The organism is Cupriavidus sp. PET2-C1 (assembly GCF_054515855.1).
In genome coordinates this window covers 473,306-498,227 of the sequence record NZ_CM137259.1, presented here as the reverse complement: position 1 = coordinate 498,227, position 24,922 = coordinate 473,306, and the positions used below count along the sequence as shown (strand labels likewise).

General features: G+C 65.0%; 25 protein-coding genes and 1 tRNA gene. 18 read left to right on the top strand and 8 right to left on the bottom strand.

Translation table 11 applies throughout. The annotated features are described in order from the left end of the window. The first annotated feature begins 8 nt into the window (after window positions 1-8). From ACX12D_RS02295 to ACX12D_RS02245, 11 genes are all read left to right on the top strand, one after another. Complete coding sequence (locus tag ACX12D_RS02295) at window positions 9-992, top strand: KpsF/GutQ family sugar-phosphate isomerase (RefSeq protein WP_150991810.1); 984 nt, start codon at window positions 9-11, stop codon at window positions 990-992. Between the two features lie 15 nt (window positions 993-1,007). After that, on the top strand, window positions 1,008-1,634 hold the full coding sequence (gene lptC, locus ACX12D_RS02290; RefSeq protein WP_441632407.1) for an LPS export ABC transporter periplasmic protein LptC: 627 nt from the start codon (window positions 1,008-1,010) through the stop codon (window positions 1,632-1,634). A 54-nt stretch (window positions 1,635-1,688) separates the two neighbouring features. Further along, window positions 1,689-2,333 carry a lipopolysaccharide transport periplasmic protein LptA gene (gene lptA, locus ACX12D_RS02285; RefSeq protein ID WP_174425621.1) on the top strand — a complete coding sequence of 215 codons (645 nt, stop codon included), beginning with the start codon at window positions 1,689-1,691 and terminating at the stop codon, window positions 2,331-2,333. 24 nt (window positions 2,334-2,357) lie between these two features. Further along, complete coding sequence (gene lptB, locus ACX12D_RS02280) at window positions 2,358-3,143, top strand: LPS export ABC transporter ATP-binding protein (protein WP_150991814.1); 786 nt, start codon at window positions 2,358-2,360, stop codon at window positions 3,141-3,143. A 135-nt stretch (window positions 3,144-3,278) separates the two neighbouring features. Then, a complete protein-coding gene (locus ACX12D_RS02275; protein WP_043343436.1) occupies window positions 3,279-4,754 on the top strand; it encodes an RNA polymerase factor sigma-54 in 1,476 nt (491 codons plus the stop codon). Window positions 4,755-4,803: 49 nt separating this feature from the next. After that, window positions 4,804-5,154 carry a ribosome hibernation-promoting factor, HPF/YfiA family gene (hpf, locus tag ACX12D_RS02270; protein WP_006159435.1) on the top strand — a complete coding sequence of 117 codons (351 nt, stop codon included), beginning with the start codon at window positions 4,804-4,806 and terminating at the stop codon, window positions 5,152-5,154. 382 nt (window positions 5,155-5,536) lie between these two features. Next, window positions 5,537-5,992 (top strand): PTS IIA-like nitrogen regulatory protein PtsN, encoded by a 456-nt coding sequence (gene ptsN, locus ACX12D_RS02265; RefSeq protein WP_006159436.1) that lies wholly within the window; start codon window positions 5,537-5,539, stop codon window positions 5,990-5,992. 35 nt (window positions 5,993-6,027) lie between these two features. Further along, window positions 6,028-6,999 carry an HPr(Ser) kinase/phosphatase gene (gene hprK / locus ACX12D_RS02260; protein WP_006159437.1) on the top strand — a complete coding sequence of 324 codons (972 nt, stop codon included), beginning with the start codon at window positions 6,028-6,030 and terminating at the stop codon, window positions 6,997-6,999. Between the two features lie 187 nt (window positions 7,000-7,186). After that, window positions 7,187-7,537 carry a PsiF family protein gene (locus ACX12D_RS02255; protein WP_459372769.1) on the top strand — a complete coding sequence of 117 codons (351 nt, stop codon included), beginning with the start codon at window positions 7,187-7,189 and terminating at the stop codon, window positions 7,535-7,537. A gap of 119 nt (window positions 7,538-7,656) precedes the next feature. Then, window positions 7,657-8,574, top strand: coding sequence for an RNase adapter RapZ (gene rapZ, locus ACX12D_RS02250; RefSeq protein ID WP_441632330.1), 918 nt, complete (start codon window positions 7,657-7,659; stop codon window positions 8,572-8,574). A gap of 66 nt (window positions 8,575-8,640) precedes the next feature. Further along, window positions 8,641-9,318: an LON peptidase substrate-binding domain-containing protein gene (locus tag ACX12D_RS02245; protein WP_459372768.1), complete on the top strand. Its 678-nt coding sequence runs from the start codon at window positions 8,641-8,643 to the stop codon at window positions 9,316-9,318. A gap of 121 nt (window positions 9,319-9,439) precedes the next feature. On the opposite strand, the gene mutY is transcribed toward ACX12D_RS02245, so the two are convergent. From mutY to mutM, 3 genes are all read right to left on the bottom strand, one after another. Next, a complete protein-coding gene (gene mutY / locus ACX12D_RS02240) occupies window positions 9,440-10,609 on the bottom strand; it encodes an A/G-specific adenine glycosylase (RefSeq protein ID WP_459372767.1) in 1,170 nt (389 codons plus the stop codon). Window positions 10,610-10,760: 151 nt separating this feature from the next. Continuing rightward, a complete protein-coding gene (locus tag ACX12D_RS02235) occupies window positions 10,761-12,704 on the bottom strand; it encodes a dynamin family protein (RefSeq protein ID WP_441632324.1) in 1,944 nt (647 codons plus the stop codon). A gap of 266 nt (window positions 12,705-12,970) precedes the next feature. Beyond that, window positions 12,971-13,852: a bifunctional DNA-formamidopyrimidine glycosylase/DNA-(apurinic or apyrimidinic site) lyase gene (mutM, locus tag ACX12D_RS02230; protein ID WP_459372766.1), complete on the bottom strand. Its 882-nt coding sequence runs from the start codon at window positions 13,850-13,852 to the stop codon at window positions 12,971-12,973. Window positions 13,853-13,993: 141 nt separating this feature from the next. Here mutM and ACX12D_RS02225 point away from each other — a divergent pair, with 141 nt between their 5' ends. The 7 genes from ACX12D_RS02225 to pth all read left to right on the top strand — a co-directional run bounded on the left by ACX12D_RS02225 (window position 13,994) and on the right by pth (window position 20,161). Next, on the top strand, window positions 13,994-15,877 hold the full coding sequence (locus tag ACX12D_RS02225) for a tetratricopeptide repeat protein (protein WP_459372765.1): 1,884 nt from the start codon (window positions 13,994-13,996) through the stop codon (window positions 15,875-15,877). 119 nt (window positions 15,878-15,996) lie between these two features. Continuing rightward, window positions 15,997-16,626, top strand: coding sequence for a lipoprotein insertase outer membrane protein LolB (lolB, locus tag ACX12D_RS02220; protein WP_459372764.1), 630 nt, complete (start codon window positions 15,997-15,999; stop codon window positions 16,624-16,626). After that, on the top strand, window positions 16,623-17,501 hold the full coding sequence (gene ispE / locus ACX12D_RS02215) for a 4-(cytidine 5'-diphospho)-2-C-methyl-D-erythritol kinase (RefSeq protein ID WP_459372763.1): 879 nt from the start codon (window positions 16,623-16,625) through the stop codon (window positions 17,499-17,501). Before lolB ends, ispE begins: the two co-directional genes overlap by 4 nt. A 60-nt stretch (window positions 17,502-17,561) precedes the next feature. Next, window positions 17,562-17,638, top strand: a tRNA-Gln gene (locus ACX12D_RS02210). 97 nt (window positions 17,639-17,735) lie between these two features. Next, window positions 17,736-18,689, top strand: a complete 954-nt coding sequence (locus ACX12D_RS02205; RefSeq protein ID WP_017229695.1) for a ribose-phosphate pyrophosphokinase — start codon at window positions 17,736-17,738, stop codon at window positions 18,687-18,689. Between the two features lie 119 nt (window positions 18,690-18,808). Then, window positions 18,809-19,408: a 50S ribosomal protein L25/general stress protein Ctc gene (locus ACX12D_RS02200; protein ID WP_459372762.1), complete on the top strand. Its 600-nt coding sequence runs from the start codon at window positions 18,809-18,811 to the stop codon at window positions 19,406-19,408. Between the two features lie 159 nt (window positions 19,409-19,567). After that, window positions 19,568-20,161 (top strand): aminoacyl-tRNA hydrolase, encoded by a 594-nt coding sequence (gene pth / locus ACX12D_RS02195; RefSeq protein WP_441632312.1) that lies wholly within the window; start codon window positions 19,568-19,570, stop codon window positions 20,159-20,161. A 92-nt stretch (window positions 20,162-20,253) separates the two neighbouring features. On the opposite strand, the gene ACX12D_RS02190 is transcribed toward pth, so the two are convergent. The 5 genes from ACX12D_RS02190 to ACX12D_RS02170 all read right to left on the bottom strand — a co-directional run bounded on the left by ACX12D_RS02190 (window position 20,254) and on the right by ACX12D_RS02170 (window position 24,909). Further along, window positions 20,254-20,514, bottom strand: a complete 261-nt coding sequence (locus ACX12D_RS02190; RefSeq protein WP_043343403.1) for a YfhL family 4Fe-4S dicluster ferredoxin — start codon at window positions 20,512-20,514, stop codon at window positions 20,254-20,256. A 69-nt stretch (window positions 20,515-20,583) separates the two neighbouring features. Next, entirely contained in the window at window positions 20,584-21,072 is a 489-nt protein-coding gene (coaD, locus tag ACX12D_RS02185; protein ID WP_174426608.1) for a pantetheine-phosphate adenylyltransferase, read from the bottom strand. A 217-nt stretch (window positions 21,073-21,289) separates the two neighbouring features. Next, complete coding sequence (gene rsmD / locus ACX12D_RS02180; protein WP_183032820.1) at window positions 21,290-21,919, bottom strand: 16S rRNA (guanine(966)-N(2))-methyltransferase RsmD; 630 nt, start codon at window positions 21,917-21,919, stop codon at window positions 21,290-21,292. Between the two features lie 77 nt (window positions 21,920-21,996). Beyond that, window positions 21,997-23,358, bottom strand: a complete 1,362-nt coding sequence (locus tag ACX12D_RS02175) for a M16 family metallopeptidase (RefSeq protein ID WP_459372761.1) — start codon at window positions 23,356-23,358, stop codon at window positions 21,997-21,999. 24 nt (window positions 23,359-23,382) lie between these two features. Next, window positions 23,383-24,909 carry a M16 family metallopeptidase gene (locus tag ACX12D_RS02170; protein WP_459372760.1) on the bottom strand — a complete coding sequence of 509 codons (1,527 nt, stop codon included), beginning with the start codon at window positions 24,907-24,909 and terminating at the stop codon, window positions 23,383-23,385. Between the last annotated feature and the right edge of the window lie 13 nt (window positions 24,910-24,922).

Below are 24,922 nucleotides of genomic sequence, written 5' to 3'. Positions count from 1 at the left end.
TCGTCGCCATGATAGCTAATTTCAATGCGGATCGAGCACTTAGGCTCGCTCGCGAAACCCTCCAGATCGAAGCCGACGCCGTCGCTGCCCTCGCAGGCCGCCTGGACGACGGATTTGCGCAGGCCGTGCAACTGACGCTCAATTGCAGCGGGCGCGTGGTCGTGTCCGGCATCGGCAAGTCGGGCCACATCGGCCGCAAGGTCGCGGCCACGCTGGCCTCGACCGGCACGCCCGCGTTTTTCGTGCATCCGGCCGAAGCCAGCCACGGCGACCTGGGCATGGTCACGCGCGACGACGTGCTGATCGCCTTTTCCAATTCCGGAGAGACCGCCGAGTTGCTTTCGATCGTCCCGATCGTCAAGCGCATCGGCGCCAAGCTCATCTCCGTGACCGGCAACCCCGCCTCCACGCTGGCCAAGCTGGCCGACGCGCACCTCAATGCCGGGGTGGAAAAAGAAGCCTGCCCGCTCAACCTGGCCCCGACCGCCAGCACCACCGCCGCATTGGCGATGGGCGACGCGCTCGCGGTGGCGGTGCTGGATGCCCGCGGCTTCGGCGAGGAAGACTTTGCCCGCTCGCATCCGGGCGGCGCGCTCGGGCGCAAGCTGCTGACCCACGTGCGCGACGTCATGCGCAGCGGCAACGCGGTGCCCAAGGTGCGCGAGAGCACGCCGCTGGCACAGGCCCTGATGGAAATCACCCGCAAAGGCATGGCAATGACCGCGGTGGTGGACCCGGACGACCGCCTGATCGGCGTCTTCACCGATGGCGACCTGCGCCGCCTGCTCGAAACCCCGCGTGACTGGAAGACCGTACCCATCAGCGAGGTCATGCACCGCACACCGCATACCGTCGGGCCGGACCAGCTGGCCGTGGAAGCCGTGCAGGTGATGGAGGCGAACCGCATCAACCAGATGCTGGTGGTCGACGCGGAGCGGCGCCTGGTCGGCGCGCTCCACATCCACGACCTGACCCGCGCCAAGGTCATCTGAGGCCAGCCCATGCCCATGCGGGAAATCCTGTCCTCCCTGAGCCGGCTTGCCATGCGAGCCCTGCCCCTGCTGCTGATGGCACTGGTGGCGGGCAGCACCTTCTGGCTGGTGCAGGTCAACTCCCCGAAAGAAGCGGACACCGGGACGGTAGGCAAGAAGCATGAACCGGATTACTACATGATCCGTTTTTCCGCGACCGAGCTTGCCGAGGACGGCAACACCAAGCTGCGCTTCACCGGCGACAAGATGATCCACTTCGAGGACGACCAGACCTACGAAGTGACGCGCCCGGCCATGCGCTCCTACGAAATCGACCGTCCGCCCGTCACCGGCCACTCCGATCGCGGCACGATGAACGCGGAAGGCTCGGTCATCGACCTGTTCGGCAATGCCTTCATCGTGCGTGCCCAGGGCCCCGAGCCTGCCAAGGACCCACAGATGACGGCCGCCTCGGAGTATTTCCAGGTGCTGGTGAACGATGACATCGTCAAGACCGACAAGGCTGTCAAGCTGACCCGCGGCCCGTCGGTGATGACCGCCAACGGACTGGTCTTCAACAATGTCACTCGCGAAGTACAATTGCTGGGTAACGTACGCGGCACCATCATCACGGGGCCGCCGCCGGCAAGTCCCGCGAAGTAGCCCTGAAGCCGCCCGCGGGCACCAGCCGCCCGCGTCAACCGCCATCACGCCAACATGAACCCATTCCCGACGACTTCGTCCTGTCTGCGCCGCAGCACGGCCGCTTTGCTGACGCTGGCCGCCGTCCTTGGCCTCACGCTGGCCGCGCCCGCCAGCGCCGAAAAGGCCGACCGCGAAAAGCCGCTGGTCCTGGAGGCCGACAATGCCAGCTACGATGACGTCAAGCAGGTCTACGTACTGACCGGCAACGTGGTGCTGACCAAAGGCACCATGGTGCTCAAATCCGACGCGGCCGAAGTCCGCACCGATCCCGAGGGCTACCAGTACGCGGTCGCGACCTCAAAGGGCGGCAAGCAAGCCTATATCCGCCAGAAGCGCGACAACGTCGACGAGTACATCGACGGCTGGGGCGACCGCATCGAATATGACGGCAAGCAGGAGTTGTCCAAGCTGATCGGGCGCGCCCGCATGGCTCGCCTGGCCGGCGCCAAGCTGGTCGACGAGATCCGCGGCGCGGTGATCACCTATGACAGCCGCAACGAGTTCTACACGGCCAGCGGCGGCGCCGAGAACGCGACCGCGGGCAGCCCGTCGGGCCGCGTGCGCGCCGTGCTGTCGCCGCGCCAGGAGCAACCCGCCAGCGGTGCCGCAGCCAACCCGCTGCCGCTCAAGCCGGCCACGGCTCCCGTCAACCCCTGACCCACGGATTCTGACTTCACCTTCATGACCGCTACCCAAACCGCACCGTCCCAGCCCGCCACCCTGAAGGACAGCAGCACGCTGGTCGTGCGCCACCTGAAGAAGCGCTACGGCTCGCGCACCGTGGTCAAGGACGTGTCGCTCGACGTGAAGAGCGGCGAGGTGGTCGGCTTGCTGGGCCCCAACGGCGCGGGCAAAACCACGTCGTTCTACATGATCGTGGGGCTGGTGGCGCTGGACGAGGGCGATATCGTGCTCGACGACAAGCACATCAGCGGCCTGGCCATCCATGAGCGAGCGCGCATGGGCCTGTCCTACCTGCCGCAGGAAGCCTCGGTGTTCCGCAAGCTCAATGTGCAGGAGAACATCCGCGCGGTGCTGGAGCTGCAGCTCAACGATGGCAAACCCCTGGGCAAGGCCGAGATCGAGCGCCGGCTGGACACCCTGCTGGATGACCTGCAGATTGCCCACCTGCGCGACAACCCGGCGCTGTCGCTGTCCGGCGGCGAGCGCCGCCGCGTGGAAATCGCCCGCGCGCTGGCCTCCGCGCCGCGCTTCATCCTGCTCGACGAGCCCTTCGCCGGTGTCGACCCGATCGCGGTGGGCGAAATCCAGCGCATCGTCAGCTTCCTCAAGGCACGCAATATCGGCGTGCTGATCACCGACCACAACGTGCGCGAGACGCTGGGCATCTGCGACCACGCCTACATCATCAGCGAAGGCGCGGTGCTGGCGTCCGGGCAGCCTGAGGACATCATCGCCAACGAGTCGGTGCGCAAGGTCTACCTGGGCGAGAACTTCCGCATGTAAGGGCGCGCGGCGCCTGCCGCGCATCGGCCCCCGGGCGGCTTCGGTGTCGCCTTTTATCCTTCAAACGATCATAGCGACATCAGCGATAGCAATTTCCGTTCCATCAGTACGGAAGTTGAGCATAAAATAGGTCGCATGAAACCGTCGCTACAGCTCCGCCTCTCGCAGCATCTCGCGCTTACGCCGCAACTCCAGCAGTCGATCCGGCTGCTGCAACTGTCCACGCTTGAACTGCAGCAGGAAGTGGAACAGGCGCTGACCGAGAACCCCTTGCTCGAGCGTGAGAACGACTGGCTGGACAGCCCGTTGCGCGTGTCTTCGGACGGCTCGGTGAACCTGCAGAGCGCGCCCGCGCCGGCGCCCGCCGATGGCCAGGGCACCAGCGAGAACCGCCCGGATGGCGCCCCCGAAGCCGACGACAGCTACTCCGACAGCAACGAGGACTACGGCAGCGATTGGAGCCTGGACGACTTCGCCCGCCGCCCGCAAGGCGAAGACGACGAAAAGACCCCGATGCAGCTGCGCGACGCCGAGCCCACGCTGCGTGAACACCTCATGGAACAGCTGGCGCCGCTCAAGATTTCCCTGCGCGACAAGGGGCTGGCTATCTTCCTGGTCGAATCCCTGGACGATGACGGCTACCTGAGCACCACGCTCGAGGAAATCTGCAGCGAGCTGCCGGAGGAGCTCGAGTTCGAGGTCGACGAGATCCAGGCTGTGCTCACGCTGCTGCAGAGCTTCGATCCGCCGGGCGTCGGGGCACGCAACGCCGCCGAGTGCCTGGCGCTGCAATTGCGCAGGCTCAAGCATCCGCAGCGCGAACTGGCGCTGAGCATCGTCACCAACCACCTCGAGCTGCTGGCGGTGCGCGATTACACGCGCCTTAAAAAGGCGCTGCAAGTGGACGAACCGGAACTCAAGGCCGCCCATGAACTGATCCGCTCGCTCGCGCCCTATCCCGGCCATGCCTACAGCCGGCCGGAAGCGGATTTCGTGGTGCCCGATGTTTTTGTTCGAAAGTTGAGCGGCGGATGGATCGCCCATCTCAACCCGGATGTGATGCCGCGGCTACGCATCAACGACATGTACGCGCAGATTTTGCGCGGTGCAAAAGGCGACGCGGGCGCGGCCGGATTGCAGCAAAAGCTGCAGGAAGCACGCTGGTTGATCAAGAATATCCAGCAAAGGTTCGACACGATATTGCGCGTCGCACAAGCCATTGTCGAACGTCAAAAGAACTTCTTCACCCACGGTGAAATTGCGATGCGCCCCTTGGTTTTGCGGGAGATTGCCGATACACTGGGTTTACACGAGTCCACCATCTCTCGGGTGACTACCAATAAATACATGGCAACGCCGATGGGGACTTTCGAGCTGAAGTATTTTTTCGGCTCTCACGTATCCACAGAAACCGGCGGCGCGGCCTCATCAACGGCAATCCGTGCGTTGATCAAGCAATTGATAGGAGCCGAAGACGCTAGGAACCCCTTGTCCGACAGCCGGATTGCCGAATTGCTCGGCGAGCAAGGCTTTGTGGTGGCACGGCGTACCGTTGCCAAATACCGCGAAGCGCTCAAGATTCCCGCGGTCAATCTCCGTAAGACTTTGTAGCCGAGCTGCATCGCCTGCCTGATGCAGCTCTTTCAGAAGGAGAAACGCTATGAACTTCAAGATCAGTGGACACCACTTGGACATCACGCCCCCTCTGCGTGAGTACGTGGAAACGAAACTGGAGCGTATCGTCAGGCATTTCGATCAAGTCATTGGCGTAAGTGTGCTGCTCTCTGTCGACAATACAAAAGAAAAGGACCGGCGGCAGTACGCGGAAATCAATCTACATCTCAAGGGCAAGGACATCTTTGTCGAAGCGCATCATGAAGACCTGTATGCCGCTATCGACGCACTGGTCGACAAGCTCGACCGGCAGGTGATTCGCCACAAGGATCGCGTGCAGAGCCACGACCGTGAAGCGGTCAAGTATCAGATGGCCGCATCGCAGATGCAGCAATGACCGTGCCTGGCGGCCCACATACCGGGCCGTCGGTGTCAGTCCCTTGAAAAATGGAATCAAGCCGCGCCCAGAGCGCGGCTTTTTCATTGCGGCCTACCCAATCGGGGCACACAGGGGATTCCGCAACGCATATGTACCGGTGTATGCTGTGCAATACATAGTTGACTGGCCTAGCCATTCCGGTGCATGCAGCACCGCTTGAGCGCATCGGCTATTGCAATGCACAAAGCGGAAGCGGGCCTGCTCTATAATGGCCAGACGCCCGACACCGGCATGGGGGACAACCGGTGGAAACCTCGGGCCTTGGTTTTTATCCACTTTCCGCCCGGCGGGACGCCTCCTGGCCCCGGGCCTGCTTACTAGAAAACCCTGCGCATTCCACATGAATCGTTTGGCTAAATTGCTGCCACCCGGCAACATCAACCTCGACGTCAGCGTCACCAGCAAGAAGCGCGTGTTCGAACAGGCCGGGCTCCTCTTCGAGAACAACCATGGCGTAGCGCGCGCGACCGTGACCGACAACCTGTTCGCCCGCGAGTCGCTGGGGTCCACCGGCCTAGGCGCGGGGGTTGCAATCCCCCACGGCCGCATCAAGGGACTGAAGCAGCCGCTGGCCGCCTTCATGCGCCTGGCCGAGCCGATCCCCTTCGAGTCGCCCGACGGCAAGCCGGTCGCGCTGCTGATCTTCCTGCTGGTGCCCGAACAGGCCACCCAGCAGCATCTGGAAATTCTCTCCGAGATCGCCCAGTTGCTGTCCGACCGCGAGATGCGCGAAGGACTGGCTACCCTGCCCACCCCCGACGACGTGCACCAGTTGCTGACGCAATGGCACCCTTGATCCGGCACTGAAAGCCCGCCCCTGAAAGCACCCGAATGGAACTCACTGGCGTCACCTCGCAGTCGATCTTCGACGACAACGCAGCCGATATCAAACTCTCCTGGGTAGCAGGACTGGAGGGTGCGGACCGCGCCTTCGATGTCGAGTTTGCGCGTGAAGCCACGTCCGCGGCCGATCTCGTCGGCCACTTGAACCTGATCCACCCGAACCGGATCCAGGTGCTGGGCAAGCCCGAAATCACGTATTACCAGCGCCTCGATGACGAGATGCGCAAGCGCCAGATGGGCGAGCTGATCCTGCTGGAGCCGCCGTTCCTGGTGATCGCCGACGGCATGGAGCCGCCGCCCGACCTGGAACTGCGCTGCACGCGCTCGTCCACCCCGCTGTTCACCACGCCGGTGTCTTCGGCCGCGGTGATCGATCACCTGCGCCTCTATCTGTCGCGCATTTCCGCGCCGCGCGTAACCATGCACGGCGTGTTCCTCGACATCCTCGGCATGGGCGTGCTGGTGATGGGCGAATCCGGCCTGGGCAAGAGCGAGCTCGGCCTGGAACTGATCTCGCGCGGACATGGGCTGGTGGCGGACGATGCCGTCGATTTCGTGCGCCTCGGGCCGGACTTCATCGAGGGCCGCTGCCCGCCGCTGCTGCAGAACCTGCTGGAAGTGCGCGGCCTGGGCCTGCTCGACATCAAGACCATCTTTGGCGAGACCGCGGTACGCCGCAAGATGAAGCTCAAGCTGGTGGTGCAGCTGGTACGCCGCAACGATGGCGAATTCGAGCGCCTGCCGCTGGACTCCCAGTATCTCGACGTGCTCGGCCTGCCTATCCACATGGTCAAGATCCAGGTGGCGGCCGGTCGAAATCTCGCCGTGCTGGTCGAGGCCGCCGTGCGCAACACCATCCTGCGCTTGCGCGGCATCGACACGCTGCGCGACTTCATGGACCGCCAGCGCGCCGCGATGCAGGCCGATGTCGCATCGCGGGGCCAGGGCCGGCTACTCTAGGCTTGGCAGGCCCACGTCATGCGACCACGACGGGGCCGTTTGCAATTGCTTACATCCGGCCGCGCTTCAATGGTCAACGCGATTGGGGCATAGGCCGTTTTGTGCAGTAATGGGCATTGGGCCCAGCCCGAGTTGCCGAGCCGACAGGCCAGCAGCCATGAAGTTTTCCACAGCCAGGAGAGCAAGCATGAAAAAATTGATCGCGATGTGCGTGCTGGTAGCCCCGCTTTTTGCCACCGGCGCCTTCGCCCAGAATGCACCGGCAGCGGCCCCCGCGGCACCCGCTGCCGCAGCTGCACCCGCTGCACCCGCTGCAGCTAACACCCAGCAGGACAAGATGAAGGCTTGCAACACGCAGGCCACCGGCAAGAAGGGCGACGAGCGCAAGGCCTTCATGAGCAACTGCCTGTCCAACAAGCCCGCAGCCGCACCCGCCAAGAACAGCCAGCAGGAAAAGATGAAGTCCTGCAACGCCCAGGCCACCGGCAAGAAGGGCGATGAACGCAAGGCCTTCATGAGCGACTGCTTGTCCAAGTAAGCTACCGGCATCATTTGCGGCGCGGACGTGTAAAAATGGCGAACCTTTTCGGTTCGCCATTTTTACTGGCACGGCGCCGTCATGACGGCGTCATCACCTGATGTTATGCTTGTCGTGCTATGCGCATCATACTTATCACCGGGATCTCCGGCTCCGGCAAATCCGTTGCCTTGAACGTACTGGAAGACGCGGGCTACTACTGCGTCGACAACCTGCCGGCGCAGTTTATCCCGGAGCTGGCCCAGTACCTGGCGGCGCAGGGCTACACCCATCTGGGCGTCGCCACCGATATCCGTAGCCGCGAATCGCTGGACAAGCTGCCCGGCACGCTGCGCGACCTCGCCTCTGAACACCAGGTGCGGGTGGTCTTCCTGACCGCCAATACCGATGCGCTGGTGCAGCGTTATTCCGAGACAAGGCGGCGCCATCCGCTGTCGATGCGCGCAGCCATGGCTAGCCTCTCGGCCAATCCCAAGAACGAGAATCTCGCCGACAGTACCGCCGAGGCCGCACTCAACGACACCTCGCTGATCGAGGCCATCGAGATGGAGCGCGAGCTCCTGAGCCCGCTGGCGGAGGCTGCGCACCGCATCGACACCAGCAATGTGCGCACCAATACATTGCGCGCGTGGATCAAGGAATTCGTGCGCGGCGATGACCTCAAGCTCACATTGCTGTTCGAGTCGTTCGGCTTCAAGCACGGCGTGCCCAGTGACGCCGACCTGGTGTTCGACGTGCGCTCGCTGCCCAACCCCTACTACGACCTGGCGCTGCGCCCGCTGACCGGCCGCGACGAGCCCGTGATCGACTTCCTGCAAAGCCAGCCGATGGTGCTGGCCATGGCCGAGGACATACGCGCCTATGTGGAAAAGTGGCTACCAAGTTTCATCGCTGACAATCGCAGTTACCTGACCGTCGCAATCGGTTGCACTGGCGGGCAGCATCGCTCCGTGTACATCGCGGAAAGACTTGCCAACTATTTTCGTGCCCATGGTAATGTGCTGGTGAGACACCGCGAGCTCGCGCCGGGCGGCTAAACACCGCACCGCCAGGTTTCGCGGTCAGGCTCGGCAATTCTCGCCCGAAACCTTTGCTGGCTCAGCATGTCCTCACCCGCCACACCCGGCTCATCCACTTCATTCGCCGCCTCGCACAGCACCTCGGCGGGGCCTACGCTGGATGGCCTGCCGCTGTTTCCGCTGCATACCGTACTCTTTCCCGATGGGCTGCTGCCACTGCGCGTGTTCGAAGCGCGCTACGTGGACATGGTGCGCGCCTGCATGCGCGATCGCTCGCCCTTCGGTGTCTGCCTGATCGCCAGCGGCAATGAGGTCGCCCGCCAGGACGAGCCCACCATGCCCGAGACGATCGGCTGCCTGGCCGACATCATCGACTGCAATATGGAGCAACTGGGCGTGCTACTGATCAGCGCGCGCGGCCGCCAGCGCTTCCGGCTGCTGGGCCACAGCGTGAGCCCCGACGGCTTGCTGGTCGGCCAGGCGGAATTGCTGCCGCCCGACATCATCGACTGCAAGCTCGAGCTACTGGGCGAATGCCTGGCCGTGCTGCGGCGTATCGTTGCTTCGCTCCATGCCGAGCATCCGGGCGAGCTGCCTTTCAGCGAGCCGTTCCTGTGGGATGACCCCAGCTGGGTGGCCAATCGGCTGTGCGAGTTCTTGCCGGTGCCGCTCAAGGCCAAGCAGATGCTGATGGCGCTGCCGGACGCGGGCATGCGGATCGAGATCGTGCATAAATACATGCACCAGCACCACATCCTCTAAGAGGCTGTTTCAAAATGAAGCGAAGCGGTTCTGGCTAGGCGCGCGGCCGCAGACAGTACAACTGGTACGGCAAGGCCGCGCAACGACGCCAGAATCTTTTTGAAATGGCCTCTAAGCAGCGTTAGAACAATCCGCCTTGGGCTTGCGCCTCCAGCAGCTTGCGCACCGGCGCGGGCGTGCCTACCGCATCCAGATCGTCCAGTGACAGCCAGCGTAGCGCGGGGCCGTCGGCGGCATCGCGCGCGGTGAGGCCGGTGACGTCGACGCGAATGGCGCGGATCAGCAAGCGGAAGTGGGTGAAGACGTGGGTGAGCTCGCCGACCATATTGGCCGTGCTGGGATTGCCGAATTCGCGGGCGCGTTCCAGCGCAGCGTCTTCGGCCAGTTCCGCATCGAAGGGCACGGTGTCGACCGGCATTTCGGGCAAGCTCCACAGCCCGCCCCAGATGCCGCTATCCGGGCGCAGTGCGAGCAGGACCTCGCGGCCGCGGCGGACCAGCAGCATCACGGTGCTGCGCTCGGGAATGGCGGCACGCGGCTTCGGCGTGGGCAGCACGCCGGTCAGCCCGTCGCGGCGCGCCACGCAGTCGCTGGCCAGCGGGCACGACGCGGCGGCGGCAAGGCAGGCTGGCTTGCCGCGCGAACAGACAGTGGCGCCGAGGTCCATCACGCCCTGGGTGTAGGACACCATGTCCTCGGCTTGCGCCGGCCCCTTGGCGGGCAGGACCGCATCGGCAATCTGCCACATGCGGTTCTCCACCGCCTTGACGCCGGGATGGCCATGGATGCCAAAGAACCTGGCAAAGACGCGCTTGACGTTGCCATCCAGGATCGGCGAACGCACGCCGGCGCTGAACGCCGCCACGGCTGCCGCGGTGGAGCGGCCGATGCCGGGCAGCGTCACCAGCACCTCGGGGTCGGTCGGGAACACACCACCATGCTCGCTCATTACGGCCTTGGCGCAGCGGTGCAGGTTGCGCGCGCGCGAGTAGTAGCCAAGCCCGGCCCACAGCGCCATCACCTCATCCGCGCTGGCCTCGGCCAATGCGGCCACGGTTGGCAGCCGGCCGACGAAACGCTGGAAATACTCGATCACCGCGCTGACCTGGGTCTGCTGCAGCATGATCTCGGACAGCCAGATGCGGTAAGGGTCGCGGGTGTTCTGCCACGGCAGGTCATGGCGCCCGTGCACGCGCTGCCAGCCCACCACGCGCGCGGCGAAATTGGCAGGAACCACGGCGGGGGAAAGATCGGATGAAACGGCAGGAGAAGCAGCGGGCTTGGCGGGCATCGGGTACGTGACGGGTAAGGCAACACAGCAACAGCGCCGAAGGCGGCGGCGCGTCATGATACCGCCTCGCCGCCACCGGCACTCGCCACCGGCACTCGCCGCCGGCACTCGCCGCCGGCACTCGCCGCCGGCACTCGCCGCCGGCCGCGCTTCAGGCCGCGAACGCCTTGAGCTGCCCCTCGTCGGCGTCCGGCTGCAGGATCCGCCTGGAGAAGGATTCGATGCGCCCGCTGCGATCGTCCAGGCCGTTGAGCACTTCCTCGAGCTGCGCGATGCGGCTCTCGAGCGTGTCGGTGGCCTCGTGGATGCGCTCGATCGAATCGACCCGGCGGCGCAGCTGTTTCTGGTGCTCGCGCACCTGCGCCTCCAGCGGCGTCATCACCGACTTGAGCCAGATCTCGATATCGCGGTTCAGATCGCGGAAGGTCTCCAGCACGCGGGTGGCGATGGTGGAAAACGCGCTCTGCACCAGCTGCGGGCGCGAGCGCGTGAGCATGTTCATGGCGCCGAAGTGCGTGTGGGCCAACGCCAGCGTCTGCTGCAATTCGTTGACGTAGCGCGCGGTGACGAACTGGATCGGCGCGGGCAGCGTAAAGCCATGCTCGGCATTGAAGCGGCGGTACATGCTGTCGGTGAGCTGGTGGAGCTGGGCGATCTTCTGGTCCGCCTCGCTGACCAGTTCGCCAAGCCGCGCGAACAAGGCGTCCATGTCCTCGCGCATGCCGCGCGAGAAGAAACGCTCCTTCATCTGCTCGCGGCGCTCGCGCATGGTGCGGCGCACGTCGCGCAGCTGCAGGCTCTTGATGATGTCCGCGCTATGACGCCCGAACACCAGCCGCAGGGCCTGGAACTTGGCGATGCTCTGCTCGAACTCTTCTTTCTCCGACTGCACGCGCATCAGCATGTGCTTGACCATCGCGTGGTTCTTGCCGCGCAGCCCGCGCAGCTCGAACAACTGCTCGACGATGCTGCGGCGGCGGCTTTGCAGCAGTTGCTGCGCGCCGCGCGCCATCTCCTCCACCGAGCGCTGCACCTGGTCGGCGACGATCTCGCGCCGCTGCGGGATCAGTTGGTCAGACAGCACGTGCTCGAATTGCGGCAGGCCGCTACGTGCCAGCAAGTCGTCATCGTTGGTGACCTTGGCCACCAGGCCCTTCTGCGCCGACACCGGGTAGACGCGCGACTCGTCGATGCCCAGCACATGCGCGCTGGTGGTGACCTGGCGCGTGATCTCGGCCGCGGTCTCGGCCGGCGACTTGAGCGGGTCCCACAGGCCATCGATCTTGTTGAGCACCGCCAGGCAGCCCTTGCGGTGGCCTGCGCTCACATGGCTGCGCCAGAGGTCGAGGTCGCTCTTGGTCACGCCGGCGTCGGCCGCCAGCATGAACACCACGACATGCGCGTCCGGGATCAGGCGCAGCGTCAGTTCGGGCTCGGTGCCAATCGCGTTGAGGCCCGGCGTGTCGAGGATGACCAGGCCCTGGCGCAACAGCGGATGCGGGAAGTTGATGACCGCGTGGCGCCAGCGGGAAATCTCGACCATGCCATCGGCATCGAGCGCGTAGGCGGCGTCGGGATCGTTCTCGTTGTACAGGCCAAGCGATTCGGCCATCTCGCGCGTGACACGGTTGGTCTCGACCACGTGCCGGAATGCATCCAGCATGCCATCGGGCGACGAGGGGTCGAGCGGCACGGTATGCCAGTGCGCATCGACGTCAAGGAAATCGGCGGTGGAAGCTTCCTGCAGGCGCGTCTCGATCGGCAGCAGCCGGATGCACGGCGCCTCGGCTTCGTCGTAACGCAGCTCGGTCGGGCACATCGTGGTGCGCCCGGCGGAAGACGGCAGGATGCGACGGCCGTAGTCGGCAAAGAAAATCGCGTTGATCAGCTCGCTCTTGCCCCGCGAAAACTCCGCGATGAACGCCACCTTGAGCCGGTCGCTCTTGAGCACGCCCTGGATGCGCTGGACGCGTTCGTCGGCCTGGGCGTCGTAGAGATCGTGCTGTTGCAGCCAGGAGCGGAATTCGGCCAGGGAGTGGAGTACCCCGGTTCTCCAGGCGCCGTATTGTTCGAATTGAAGGGCGAGGGTTGTCATTGGCACTGGGATCGGCTTGGCGAAAAGCCCCCGCGACGGCGCTGCAGGCCTGACATCTTGATGTCCGATGGCCGGCACCCGGGCGGTGACATGGTGTCTTTGTAACACTTTTTTACGTTCTTCAAGATACAGGTTTACGGCGGATTTTTGTGAAATTCGAGTCGCCCGCCGCCTTCCCTGTTGCGCCGGGCCATCGGGTTGGCGCCACATTCGCAAGAAGATAGGCAATCATCACTCTCGTACGGCCTGCGCAACGAGAGCCGCACTCAACGTTGGCAGCTCGGGCAGTAGAACGTCGAGCGCTGCCCCTGGACGATCTGCCGGATGGTGGTGCCGCAGACCCGGCATGGATGGCCGGCGCGGTCGTACACGGCGCAATCCAGCTGGAAATAGCCACTGCTGCCATCGCTGCCGACGAAGTCGCGCAAAGTGCTGCCGCCGCGCTCGATCGCGCGGGCCAGCGTGTCGCGCACGGCCTCGGCCAGGCGTTCGCAACGCGCCAGGGACAAGCGCCCGGCCGGCGTGGTGGGGCGGATACCCGCGGCGAACAGGCTTTCCGATGCATAGATATTGCCCACGCCCACCACGATGTCGCCCGCGAGGAGCACGGTCTTGATGGCCGCGCTGCGCCCGCGTCCCAGGCGATAGAGCCAGGCGCCGTCGAAGCGTGGGTCGAACGGCTCGATGCCGAGCTTGCTCAGCAGCGGATGGGTCGGCAATTGCGACTCTTCGAGCAGGCTCCACAGCACCGCGCCAAAGCGCCTCGGATCGCGGAAGCGCAGCACCAGGCTGGTGGCTGCGCCGGGCTGCGCATCACCCGCACCGTCGGGGTCGGCAAGGACCAGGTCAAGGTGATCGTGCGTGCCCGGCGGCGGCGCCTGCGGCAACACCCGCAGCGTGCCCGTCATGCCAAGGTGGATCAGCAGCCATCCGGGAGCCTCGCCGTCCGGGCGCACGCACTCCAGCAGCAGGTACTTGCCGCGCCGCTCGATGCGCGCGATCACCCGCCCGGCCAGCTGCGACTCCAGATCCGGCTCGACCGGCCAGCGCAGGCCGCGATGGCGCACCACTACTTCGGCAATGCGCCGCCCAACCACATGCGGCAGCAAGCCGCGCCGGGTCACTTCGACCTCTGGCAACTCAGGCATCGAACCTCTCCCTTTTGTGCCACTCAAACCGCCAGAGACCCCAGCCGTGCCGGTGCCATGCGGATAAGCAAAGCATTGTAGCGGCAGGCTACAATGCCTTTACCTTACCCATCGCCTTTGAGTGCTGGAGCACCCACCCACATGTCGGACCGCCTGGACCGTACCCCGATGACCACCGCTCAACTTCTCTTCCCCCGGCGGCCGCTGCGTCACAGGCTCGCAGCCACGGCTGCGGCCGCGGTGGCGGTCTGCGCCCTGGCGCCGCTCGCCAGCCACGCCGCGCCTGCGGACGGCAAGCCCGCGATGAAGGTCGCCGCGGAGGCTTCCACGCCAATCCGCTCGAACCCGCTGCCGCCGAAGATGCCCCTGCCGGCGGTGCCGCTGACCGCGGACATCCTGTACCGGGTGCTGGCCGCTGAAATCTCCGCCCAGCGCGGCGTGGTCGGCCCCGCTTACCAGACGTACCTGGAGCTGGCGCGCAATACGCACGACCCGCGCTTTGCCCAGCGCGCCACCGAGATCGCGTTCAATGCCCGCAGCGCCCAGCAAGCGCTTGACGCCGCGCGGCTGTGGACCGAGCTTGCGCCCACCTCCGCCGGCGCGCGGCAGGTGCTGTCGACCCTGCTGGTCCTGAGCGGCCGATGGGACGAAGCCGAACCCCTGCTGGCCCTGCAGCTCAATGGCGTGCCGCCGAGCCAGCGGCCGGAGGCCATCCTGCAGATGCAGCAGCAGCTTTCGCGCACCAGCGATCCCGCCGGCGCGGCCGCGCTGCTGCAGCGCCTGGTGGCCAACGACCTGAAGTCGGCCGAGACTCACCTTGCCCTCGCGCGCGCCAAGGAAACCGCCAACGACATTCCCGGCGCCCTGGCCGAGCTCGACGAGGCCCAGAAGATCCGTCCCGACTTCGAAGGCGCCGCGCTGATGGCTGCCGAGCTGCGCGCCGACAGCGCGCCGGACCAGGCCATTGCCGGGCTCAAGGCGTTCGTCAACAGGGCCCCGGCCTCGGTCAACGGGCACATCACGCTGGCCCGCCTCTACCTGCAGCAGAACGACCTGCAAGCCGCGCGCTCGGAGTTCGAGACGCTGCGCAAGATTGCGCCGAAGGATCCGCGCGTGCCGCTCGCGCTTGGCCTCACCAGCCTGCAGTCCAAGCGCTACGACGAGGCCGAGCTGTACCTGAAGGAATACCTGCAGCTCGCCGAGCGAGTGCCGGCGGCCAGCCCGGATATCGCCTACCAATACCTGGCGCAGATCGCCGAGGAAAAGAAGGACTACCCGGCGGCCGTAGCCTGGCTCGACCGCATCGACGACGCCCGCCTCGCGCCGGCTGCCGCCGTCAAGCGCGCGCAGTTGCTGGGCCGCATGGGCAAGCTCGACGACGCCCAGGCGATATTCAACGACATGCTGGCCGATGCCGAAGATATACCCGAGCCCGACCAGCGCGCGCAGCGCATGACCGCTATCCGCCAGGCCGAAGTTGGCATGCTGATCGACGCCAAGTCCTACGACCGCGCCCGCAAGGTGCTGGATGAACGCGCCGCGGCGGAGCCCGACAACTCGGACTGGGTCTATGAACTCGCCATGCTCGATGAGCGCGAGAAGCGCTACGACAGCATGGAAAAGTTGCTGCGCCGCGTGATCGCCATGCAGCCGGAAGCCAAGCAGGGCTATAACGCGCTGGGCTATTCGCTTGCGGACCGCAACGTGCGCCTGCCCGAAGCCCTCAAGCTGCTGGAAAAGGCCTCCGCGCTGGGCCCGGACGATCCCTACATCATGGATAGCCTGGCCTGGGTCAAGTTCCGCCTGGGCCAGTTGCAGCCGGCCGCCGAACTGCTGCGCAACGCTTACGCCAAGGCACCCGAGGCCGAAATCGGCGCCCACCTCGGCGAGGTGCTGTGGCAGCTCGGCCAGCAGGACGAGGCCCGCAAGACCTGGACCGAAGCCGCCAAGATCGAGCCGGATAACGTCATCCTGATCGACACCCTGCGCCGCTATAACGTCCCGCTCTCCGCGCTGTCCAAGTAGCATCCTGCCGTCCGCAGCCGTCACGCAGCATTCCGATCACCCGCAATCATCCGCCGCCCGGCCCTCGCGCCGGGCCGGCAGCCCGGCGCCCGGCGGCGCCGGCGCGCACGCCAAACGCCATGCCCAAATCCCGACGCCTTGCCCTGCTCTGCCTGAGCGCCCCCTTATGGCTCGCCGCCTGCGCCAGCATCACGCCCACGCGGCAGTTCGATGCCGGCGAGACCGCCCAGGCTCGCGACCTCAGCGGCCGCTTCGCCGCCAACTACGTGCGCTATGGCCGCGATGAAGGCGTGCAGGGCAGCTTCCAATGGCATGAGCAAGGCCGCAATGTGCGCCTGGACCTGATCTCGCCGCTGGGCCAGACCCTGGCGGTGGTCACCTCCACGCCTTCCGGCGCCACGCTCGACCTGCCCAACCAGCCACCGCGCAACGCGCCCGAAGTCGATACCTTGCTGGAGGATGCGCTTGGATTTTCGCTGCCGGTGGCAGGCCTGCGCGACTGGCTGCATGCCCGCCCCGCACCCGGCAGCCCGGCGCGCACCACGCGTGACGACAGCGGACGGCTGGCTACCCTGGCGCAGAACGGCTGGACCGTGCGCTACGTGACATGGCAGGAAGCCGCGCCCACAACGCCCACGACGCCATCGACGCCGGCCACGGCGAGCCCGCGCCGCATCGACCTCGCGCGCGATGGCGCAGCCAACCCGCTCTCGGTACGCCTGGTCATCGATCCGGAGCAAGCACAATGAGCACGGCCCGCACCCTGCCCCCGCCTGAACTGCGCGACTGCGCGGCGCCCGCCAAGCTGAATCTCTTCCTGCATGTGACCGGGCGCCGCGCGGACGGCTACCACACGCTGCAGACGGTTTTCCAACTGGTGGACTGGAGCGATACGCTCGACTTTTTCCGCCGCGATGATGGCCGCATCGAGCGCATCAGCGACGTGCCGGGCGTACCGGCGCAGAGCGACCTGATCGTGCGCGCCGCGCAGGCCTTGCAGCAAGCTGGCGGCACCCGCTTTGGCGCGGACATCACCATTGCCAAGCGGCTGCCGATGGGCGGCGGCATCGGCGGCGGATCATCGGACGCGGCGACCACGCTGCTGGCACTGAATCATCTGTGGGGGCTGGGCCTGGGACGCGAAGAACTCAAGCGCATTGGCCTTTCACTAGGCGCCGACGTGCCGTTCTTCGTGCATGGAGAAAACGCGTTCGCGCAAGGGATTGGCGAGGAACTGACGACGGTCGAATTGCCTGAAAGCTGGTTCGTCATCATCCATCCGCGGCAGCATGTTCCGACCGCTGCAATTTTTTCAGACAAGCGCTTGACAAGGGATACGGCGATCACCATAATAGCGGACTTCACTGGATGCACAAACAAGTTCGGTTTCGGTCGCAACGACCTGGAAGCGATAGCAACAGTGAAGTTCGGCGAAGTTGCCCGAGCCCTTGAATGGTTGAGACAGTACAGTCCACATGCAAGGATGACCGGTTCCGGAGCCTGCGTGTTTGCACGGTTTAATGACGAGCAAACTGCGCAGCAGGTACTAGACCGGTTGCCTCCCGAATGGGATGGCAGGTGTGCGAAGAGTTTATCGCAACACCCACTCGCAACGCTCGCATAAAAGTTTTTTCGTTCGGCGTCGCAGGCAGTTGAATGTGACGATGGACGTACCCGGTTGTGTAGGGGAGTCGCCAAGTTGGTCAAGGCACCGGATTTTGATTCCGGCATTCGAAGGTTCGAATCCTTCTTCCCCTGCCATTACATCCTACAGTGTCCTTACGGACACTGCACGAAAAGCTGCCGGCACTAGCCGGCAGCAATCGTTTCCCCTCCAGTAGCAAGACAGGTGCACCGAATGAGCAGCGAAGGCTTGATGGTTTTTACCGGCAACGCCAACCCCAAACTCGCGGAGGCTGTCGTTCAGCACCTCGGCATCCCGCTCGGGAAGGCCCAGGTCGGTCGGTTCTCCGACGGCGAAGTCCAAGTTGAAATCCAGGAAAATGTTCGCGGCAAGCACGTCATCGTGCTGCAGTCCACCTGCGCGCCGACCAACGACAACCTGATGGAACTGATGGTGATGGTCGATGCGCTCAAGCGCGCTTCGGCACGCAGCATCACTGCCGCCATGCCCTACTTCGGCTATGCCCGCCAGGACCGCCGCCCGCGTTCAGCGCGCGTCGCGATCTCGGCCAAGGTGGTCGCCAACATGCTGGAAGTTGCCGGCGTCGAGCGGGTCCTGACCATGGACCTCCACGCCGACCAGATCCAGGGCTTCTTCGATATCCCGGTTGATAACATCTACGCCTCCCCGGTTCTGCTGGGCGACCTGCGCGAGAAGAACTACGGCAATCTGCTGGTGGTCTCGCCCGACGTCGGCGGCGTGGTGCGCGCCCGTGCGCTGGCCAAGCAGTTGAACTGCGACCTGGCCATCATCGACAAGCGTCGTCCCAAGGCCAACGTGGCCGAAGTGATGAACATCATCGGTGAAGTCGACGGCCGCAACTGCGTGATCATGGATGACATGATCGACACCGGCGGCACCCTGTGCAAGGCGGCCCAGGTGCTCAAGGAACGCGGCGCGCTGAAGGTATTCGCTTACTGTACCCACCCGGTCCTGTCCGGCGGCGCGGCAGCCCGCATCGCCGACTCCGAACTGGATGAAGTGGTGGTGTGCGACACGATTCCGCTGCGCGACGATGCCATCCAGTCCGGCAAGATTCGCCAGCTCTCGACCGCATCGCTGCTGGCAGAGACCTTCACCCGGATCGTCAAGGGCGACTCGATCATGTCGCTGTTTGCCGATTCCTGATAGAATTCAAGGCTTTACCGCGTTTGCGGCTGTTTTTGGGGTAAGACCCCGGTTACGGCACGTGGCGAGGTTCATCGGGCTGTCTGGTCGCGGACAGCCCTCTTACATTTGGAGTCATCATGAAAGTAGTAGCCTTCGAGCGTAGCGTACAGGGAACGGGTGCGAGCCGCCGCCTGCGCAACGCCGGCAAGACCCCCGGCATCATCTATGGCGGCGCAGCCGAACCCAAGATGATCGAACTCGATCACAACGCACTGTTCCACGCGCTGAAGAAAGAAGCATTCCACTCGTCGATTCTCGACCTCGAAGTGGAAGGCAAGGCTGAAAAGGCCCTGCTGCGCGCTTTCCAGATGCACCCGTTCAAGCCGCTGGTCCTGCACGTTGACTTCCAACGCGTGTCGGCCACCGACAAGATCCACGTCAAGGTGCCCCTGCACTTCATGAACCAGGAAAACGCCCCGGGCGTGAAGCTGGGCCATGGCATCGTCAACCACATCCTGAACGAACTGGAAGTGTCGTGCCTGCCGGCCGACCTGCCTGAGTTCATCGAAGTGGACCTGGGCAATGCGGAACTGGGCCAGACCCTGCACCTGTCCGACGTGAAGCTGCCGAAGGGCGTGAGCGCCATCACCCACGGTGACGAAAACCCCGCTATCGCCAGCATCTCGCTGCCGGCCGGCGGCGTTGCGGCAGCCGAAGAAGAAACGCCTGCTGCCTGAGTACCCTGAACGCGGCCTCCGGGCCGTGCAACGGGACGGCTCCCGCAGCCGCAAGAAAAAACCGCCGGCGCGTCCGGCGGTTTTTTTTCGTCCCGGGGTTCGCGTATGCTTGGCTTCTGGCAGCACTTTCGCGCCCCTCTCAACCAAGTAGTGCAACGCATGATCAAACTCATCGTCGGCCTCGGCAACCCCGGGGCGGAATACGAAGCCACGCGCCACAATGCCGGCTTCTGGCTGGTCGACCAGCTGGCCCGCATGGGCGGCGTCACCCTGCGCGTGGAAGGCCGCTTCCACGGGCTGGCAGCGCGCGCCCGGCTGTGGGACCAGGAGATCTGGCTGCTCAAGCCGTCCACCTTCATGAACCGCTCAGGGCTGTCCGTGGTGTCGCTCGCGCGCTTCTACAAAATCCTGCCGGACGAGATCGTGGTGGCCCATGACGAGATGGACCTGCCCTCAGGCACCGTCAAGCTCAAGCGCGGCGGTGGCGCGGGCGGCCACAATGGCCTCAAGGATATTTCCGCACACCTGACCACCCAGGACTACTGGCGCCTGCGCCTTGGCGTCGGCCATCCGCGTAATTCGGCGGGTGGCGGCGGCGAGCGCGAGGATGTGATCAATTTTGTGCTGAAGCCGCCGCGCCGCGAGGAGCAGCAGGCCATCGACGAGGCCATCGACCGCAGCATCGCACCGCTTGGGTTGCTGGCCAAAGGCGAGTCCGAGCGCGCCATGCTGGAGCTGCATACGAACCGCTGAACGGCTCACGCGGATAAAAAATGCCCCATCACCGCGAAGGTAATGGGGCTTTTTTGTGCTGCGAGCTTTGTGCCGCAAGCCGCAGCGGTAGCTCAGGCTACCCGTTTGGCCGCCGTAAGGAGACGGTAGCGATCCATCAGGATCTCGCGCGTCTCAATGCGGTTGGGATCGTGCGGGATGCAAGCCACAGGACAAACCTGCTGGCATTGCGGCTCGTCGAAGTGCCCAACGCATTCGGTACATTTGTTGGGGTCGATCTCATAGATCTCGGGCCCCATCGAAATGGCTTCGTTTGGGCACTCCGGCTCACAAACGTCGCAATTGATGCAGTCGTCGGTGATCAATAGTGCCATGGTGTTTCCTTTGAACCCAACATGCCCCGCGCCCGACTGGCCGCGGCCGACATGTCGCAAGACTCTAGTTTATTCCGTTTTGCTGCCGATCTTTTCCGCAAGCCAGCGTTCGACCGAGGGGAACACAAACTTGCTGACATCGCCGCCAAGCACCGCGATCTCCCGCACGAAGGTGCCGGAGATGAACTGGTACTGGTCGGACGGCGTCAGGAACATGGTTTCCACGTCCGGCAGCAGGTAACGGTTCATGCCCGCCATCTGGAACTCGTACTCGAAGTCGGAAACCGCGCGCAAACCCCGCACGATCACGCGCGCATTGTTCTTGCGGACAAAATCCTTGAGCAGGCCGGAGAAACCTTCGACGCGCACATTGGGATAGTGGCCCAGGACTTCACGGGCGATGCCTATGCGCTCTTCCAGCGAAAAGAACGGGCGCTTGTTGGGGCTATGCGCCACGCCGACCACGAGCTCATCGAAGATATTGGATGCTCTGCGCACCAGATCCTCGTGGCCCCGGGTCATTGGGTCGAAAGTGCCGGGATAGACCGCGACGACCATGCTTCCTCCTTGTTCTGCCCGCCGCCGGTCCTGGATGGACCGATCGACCCCGCCCACTATGGTGAGGGCTGGAGCCAAGGCTGCGTGACGAGCGTTGGCGACAGCGGCGTAGTGTAACTCTAAATGCGGCACTTGCAAGCCGCCACATCGCGGTTTTGCCGCGCCGCCGCATCTTGCATGCAGGTGGCCGGGCACAACGCTCGCAGCCACCGGCCCTTCAAAGGTTCCTGTGCTGCAGCAAATGGAAGTGCACCGCGCCGGCCCGCGCATGCCGCACGATCTCCAGCGCCGCTGGCACGGGCGCGTCGGGGCCGATCAGGGCGCGATCCGTTTCCACATACACGGCGCCGCCTGGACGTGACAGCCGCGCCGCATGCTCCAGCGCGGGACCGAGCCAGTCTTCGGCAAAGGGCGGATCGAGGAACACCACGTCAAAGCTGGCCGACGGCATCTGTGCCGCGGTCGCGAATGCATCACCTTGCACCACCCGGATCTGCTGGGCGTCGAGCCGGTACTGGTTGTCGCGCAGCTGCTTGGCCACGCGCGGATTGGCTTCGACCATGGTGACCTGCTGGGCACCTCGGGAGGCGGCCTCGAAACCGAGTGCACCGGAGCCGGCAAACAGGTCGAGGCAAGCCAGCCCCGACATGTCCTGCCCAAGCCAGTTGAACAGGGTCTCACGCACGCGGTCAGGGGTGGGACGCAGGCCTTCGGCGTCGAGCACGGGCAGCGGCGTGCGCTTCCACTTGCCGCCAATGATGCGGACCTGGGCAGGCGACTGCCGCGGTGAGGGGGATGGAGATCGCCCGCTGGCAGCGGGCGAAGGAGATCGGGTACGCGAATTCATGCCGTGATTGTAGAGCCTGCGGCGCGGAAAAGCGCAAGCGCCGGGAACGGCTCCCGGCACCCGCATCTGTCACTGCGTTATTCCGGTCCACCCACGATGACGGTCGCCATGGCGTCCGGGAACACGTGGCGCTGGAAGGCGTCGCGGACCTGGGTACGGGTGACCTTGCCGATCTGGGCGGTCCACGTGTCAAGGTAGTCCAGCGGCAGCCCATACCAGCCGATATTGGCCACATTGGTCAGCAGCTTGCGGTTGCTGTCGATGCGCAGCGGGAAGCCGTTGACCAGATTGTCCTTGGCGGCCTTCAGTTCGGTGTCCGTGGGGCCTTCCGCCACGTACTGCGCCAGCACCTTGCGCACCAGCGCCAGCGCTTCGTTGGTCTGTGCCTTCTTGGTCTGCAAGCCGATGCCGAAGGGTCCTGCCTGCTTGGCCGGTGCGAAGTAGCTGTCGACGCCGTAGGTGAGGCCGCGCTTTTCCCGCACTTCATCGGTCAGGCGCGAGCTGAAGCCGCCGCCGCCGAGCACGTAGTTGCCCACCAGCAGGGCAAAGTAGTCGGGATCACCACGCGCGATGGCAGGCTGACTGATGGTTACCGTAGCCTGCTGTGCCGGATGCGGCACGCGTTGCTCGCTGGCCGGGATCTTGAGCTGCACGGGGGGCATCGTGGGGGGCGTGGCGCCGGCCGGCAGGCCGCGCGTCAGCTGCTCGGCAATGGTCTCGGCCTGCTTGCGGTCGATGGCGCCGATCAGCGTCACGACGGCACGCGACGCCGCGAAATTGTCCCGCCAGAAGCGCTCGATATCGGCTCGCGTGATCGACTCGACACTGGCTACAGTCGGCGACACGCCGTACGGATGCGACGGATAGATCGCACGCGACACCATCTTGTCGGCGATCACGCCAGGCTTGGTATCGGCCTCGCGGATGGCGGTGATCAGGCGTTGCTTCTCGCGCGCCACCACGGCATCCGGGTAGGCCGGCGCCTTGATCAGCTGTCCGGCCAGCGCGAGCGACTGGCTGAGCTCCGGCTCGGAGGTCAGCGTGCGCAGGCCGATGCCGCCGCGATCGCTGCTGGCGGCGCCGCCGAAGTCGGCGCCGGTGTCGGCGAAGGCATCAGCCACCTGCGCTTCATTGCGGGCCGGCTGGCCATCCTGCGCGGCCGCGCCCTTGTCGAGCAGGGCCGAGGCGAGCGTGGCAAGGCCTGCCTTGCCGGCCGGGTCGTAGCGGCTGCCGGCGTCGAAATCCATATTGACGTCGAGCATGGGAATGGACGGGCTGCGCACGAAATACACGCGGGCGCCGGTGGAGGTGGTCCACTGCTCGATCGGGATCGCAGCCAGCGCGGCCTGCGAGGCGATCAGGGCAAGCGCAGCGCAAGCCGCGCCTGCCAGGCGGCGCAACAGGCGTGGCGACGGGATCGTCGGGGCAAAGAGAGGCATCTTGGGTCCTGTCCTCTAGAGAGCTCAGCGGAGCGAGTCGGCGGCGGCCGGAGCCTTCGCCTTGTTCGGGTCGATCGGCTGCGGCAGCAGGGTCGCCACGGTCAGGTTATCGTCGTTGAAGTACTTGCCCGCCACCGCCTGCACCTGTTCCGGCGTGACGGCCTTGATCTTGTCGAGCATGCGGTCGAGCTGGCGCCAGGAAATGCCGGCGATCTCGGCCACGCCGATCTCCATGCCCTGCCCGAACACCGAGTCGCGCTTGTAGATCTGCGCCGCCACCACCTGCGCCTTGACCCGCTTGAGCTCTTCGGGCGAGACGCCTTCGCGCGCAATGCGGGCGATCTCGTCGCGCAGCGCGCGCTCGATCTCCTCCGTGGTATGGCCGGTGGCCGGCGTGCCGTCGAGCACCATCAGGGACTCGCCGCGGTTGATGCTGTCGTAGCCCACGTTGACGTCATCGGCGATGCGGCGCTTGCGCACCAGGTCGCGCGTCAGGCGGGCGTTGTCATAGCCGTTGAGCACGGCAGAGAGGACTTCCAGGGCATAGGGATCGACGTCCTTCTCGACATCTTGCAGGCGCGGCACCTTGTACGCCATGACCATGTAGGGGTTCTCGGCCGGGGCCTTGACCCAGATCCGCTTGATGCCCTTCTGCGCCGGCTCCAGCTGGTTCTTGCGCAGCGGCAGCGGGCGGGCCTTGAGCTTGCCGTAGGTGCGCTCCGCCAGCGCCTTGACCTCGGCCGCCGTGACGTCGCCCGTTACCACCAGCAGCGCGTTGTCGGGCACGTACCAGTTCTTGTACCAGGCCTGCACGTCTTCCACGCGCATGTTGACCAGGTCGGCCGGCCAGCCGATCACGGGATGCCGGTAGGGCCCGGCGGTGTAGACGGTGGCCAGCAACTGCTCGTAGACGGTGCCGCGCGCGGAGTCGTCCGTGCGCAGGCGCCGCTCTTCCATCACGACCTTCATTTCCCGCTCGAACTCATCCTTCTTGATGATGAGGTTGGCCATGCGGTCGGCTTCCAGCTCCATCATCTTGGGCAGGTACTGCTTGCTGATCTGCTGGTAATAGAGCGTGAAATCGCGGTTGGTCATGGCGTTCTCGCGCCCGCCCAAAGCTGCGATCTGCTTGGAAAACTCGCCCGGCCCGACCTTTGGTGTACCCTTGAACATCATGTGTTCAAGCATGTGCGCCACGCCAGTGGTGCCACTGACCTCGTCCATGCCGCCTGCGCGATACCAGATCTGGTGAGCTACGGTGGGCGCGCGATGGTCTTCCTTGACGATGACCCGCATGCCGTTGGACAGATTGAACTCAGTGGTATCGGCCTGCGCCGCGGCAGCTTGCGCTGCGGAGGTCTGGCCGGTCGGCAACGGCGGCGCCACCACGGCGGTCTGCGCATAGGCAGCGCCAAACCAGGGCATCGCGATCAACAAAAGGGTGGGAACGAGGCGCCGGGAGAAAGCGGCCGGGCGAATAGCGCCGGCGCCGGCAAGAAGCGAAGCGGTACGGGCGGCGCCCGACCTGGACCTGACAGCACAATGGTTCATGCGACCCCGTCTG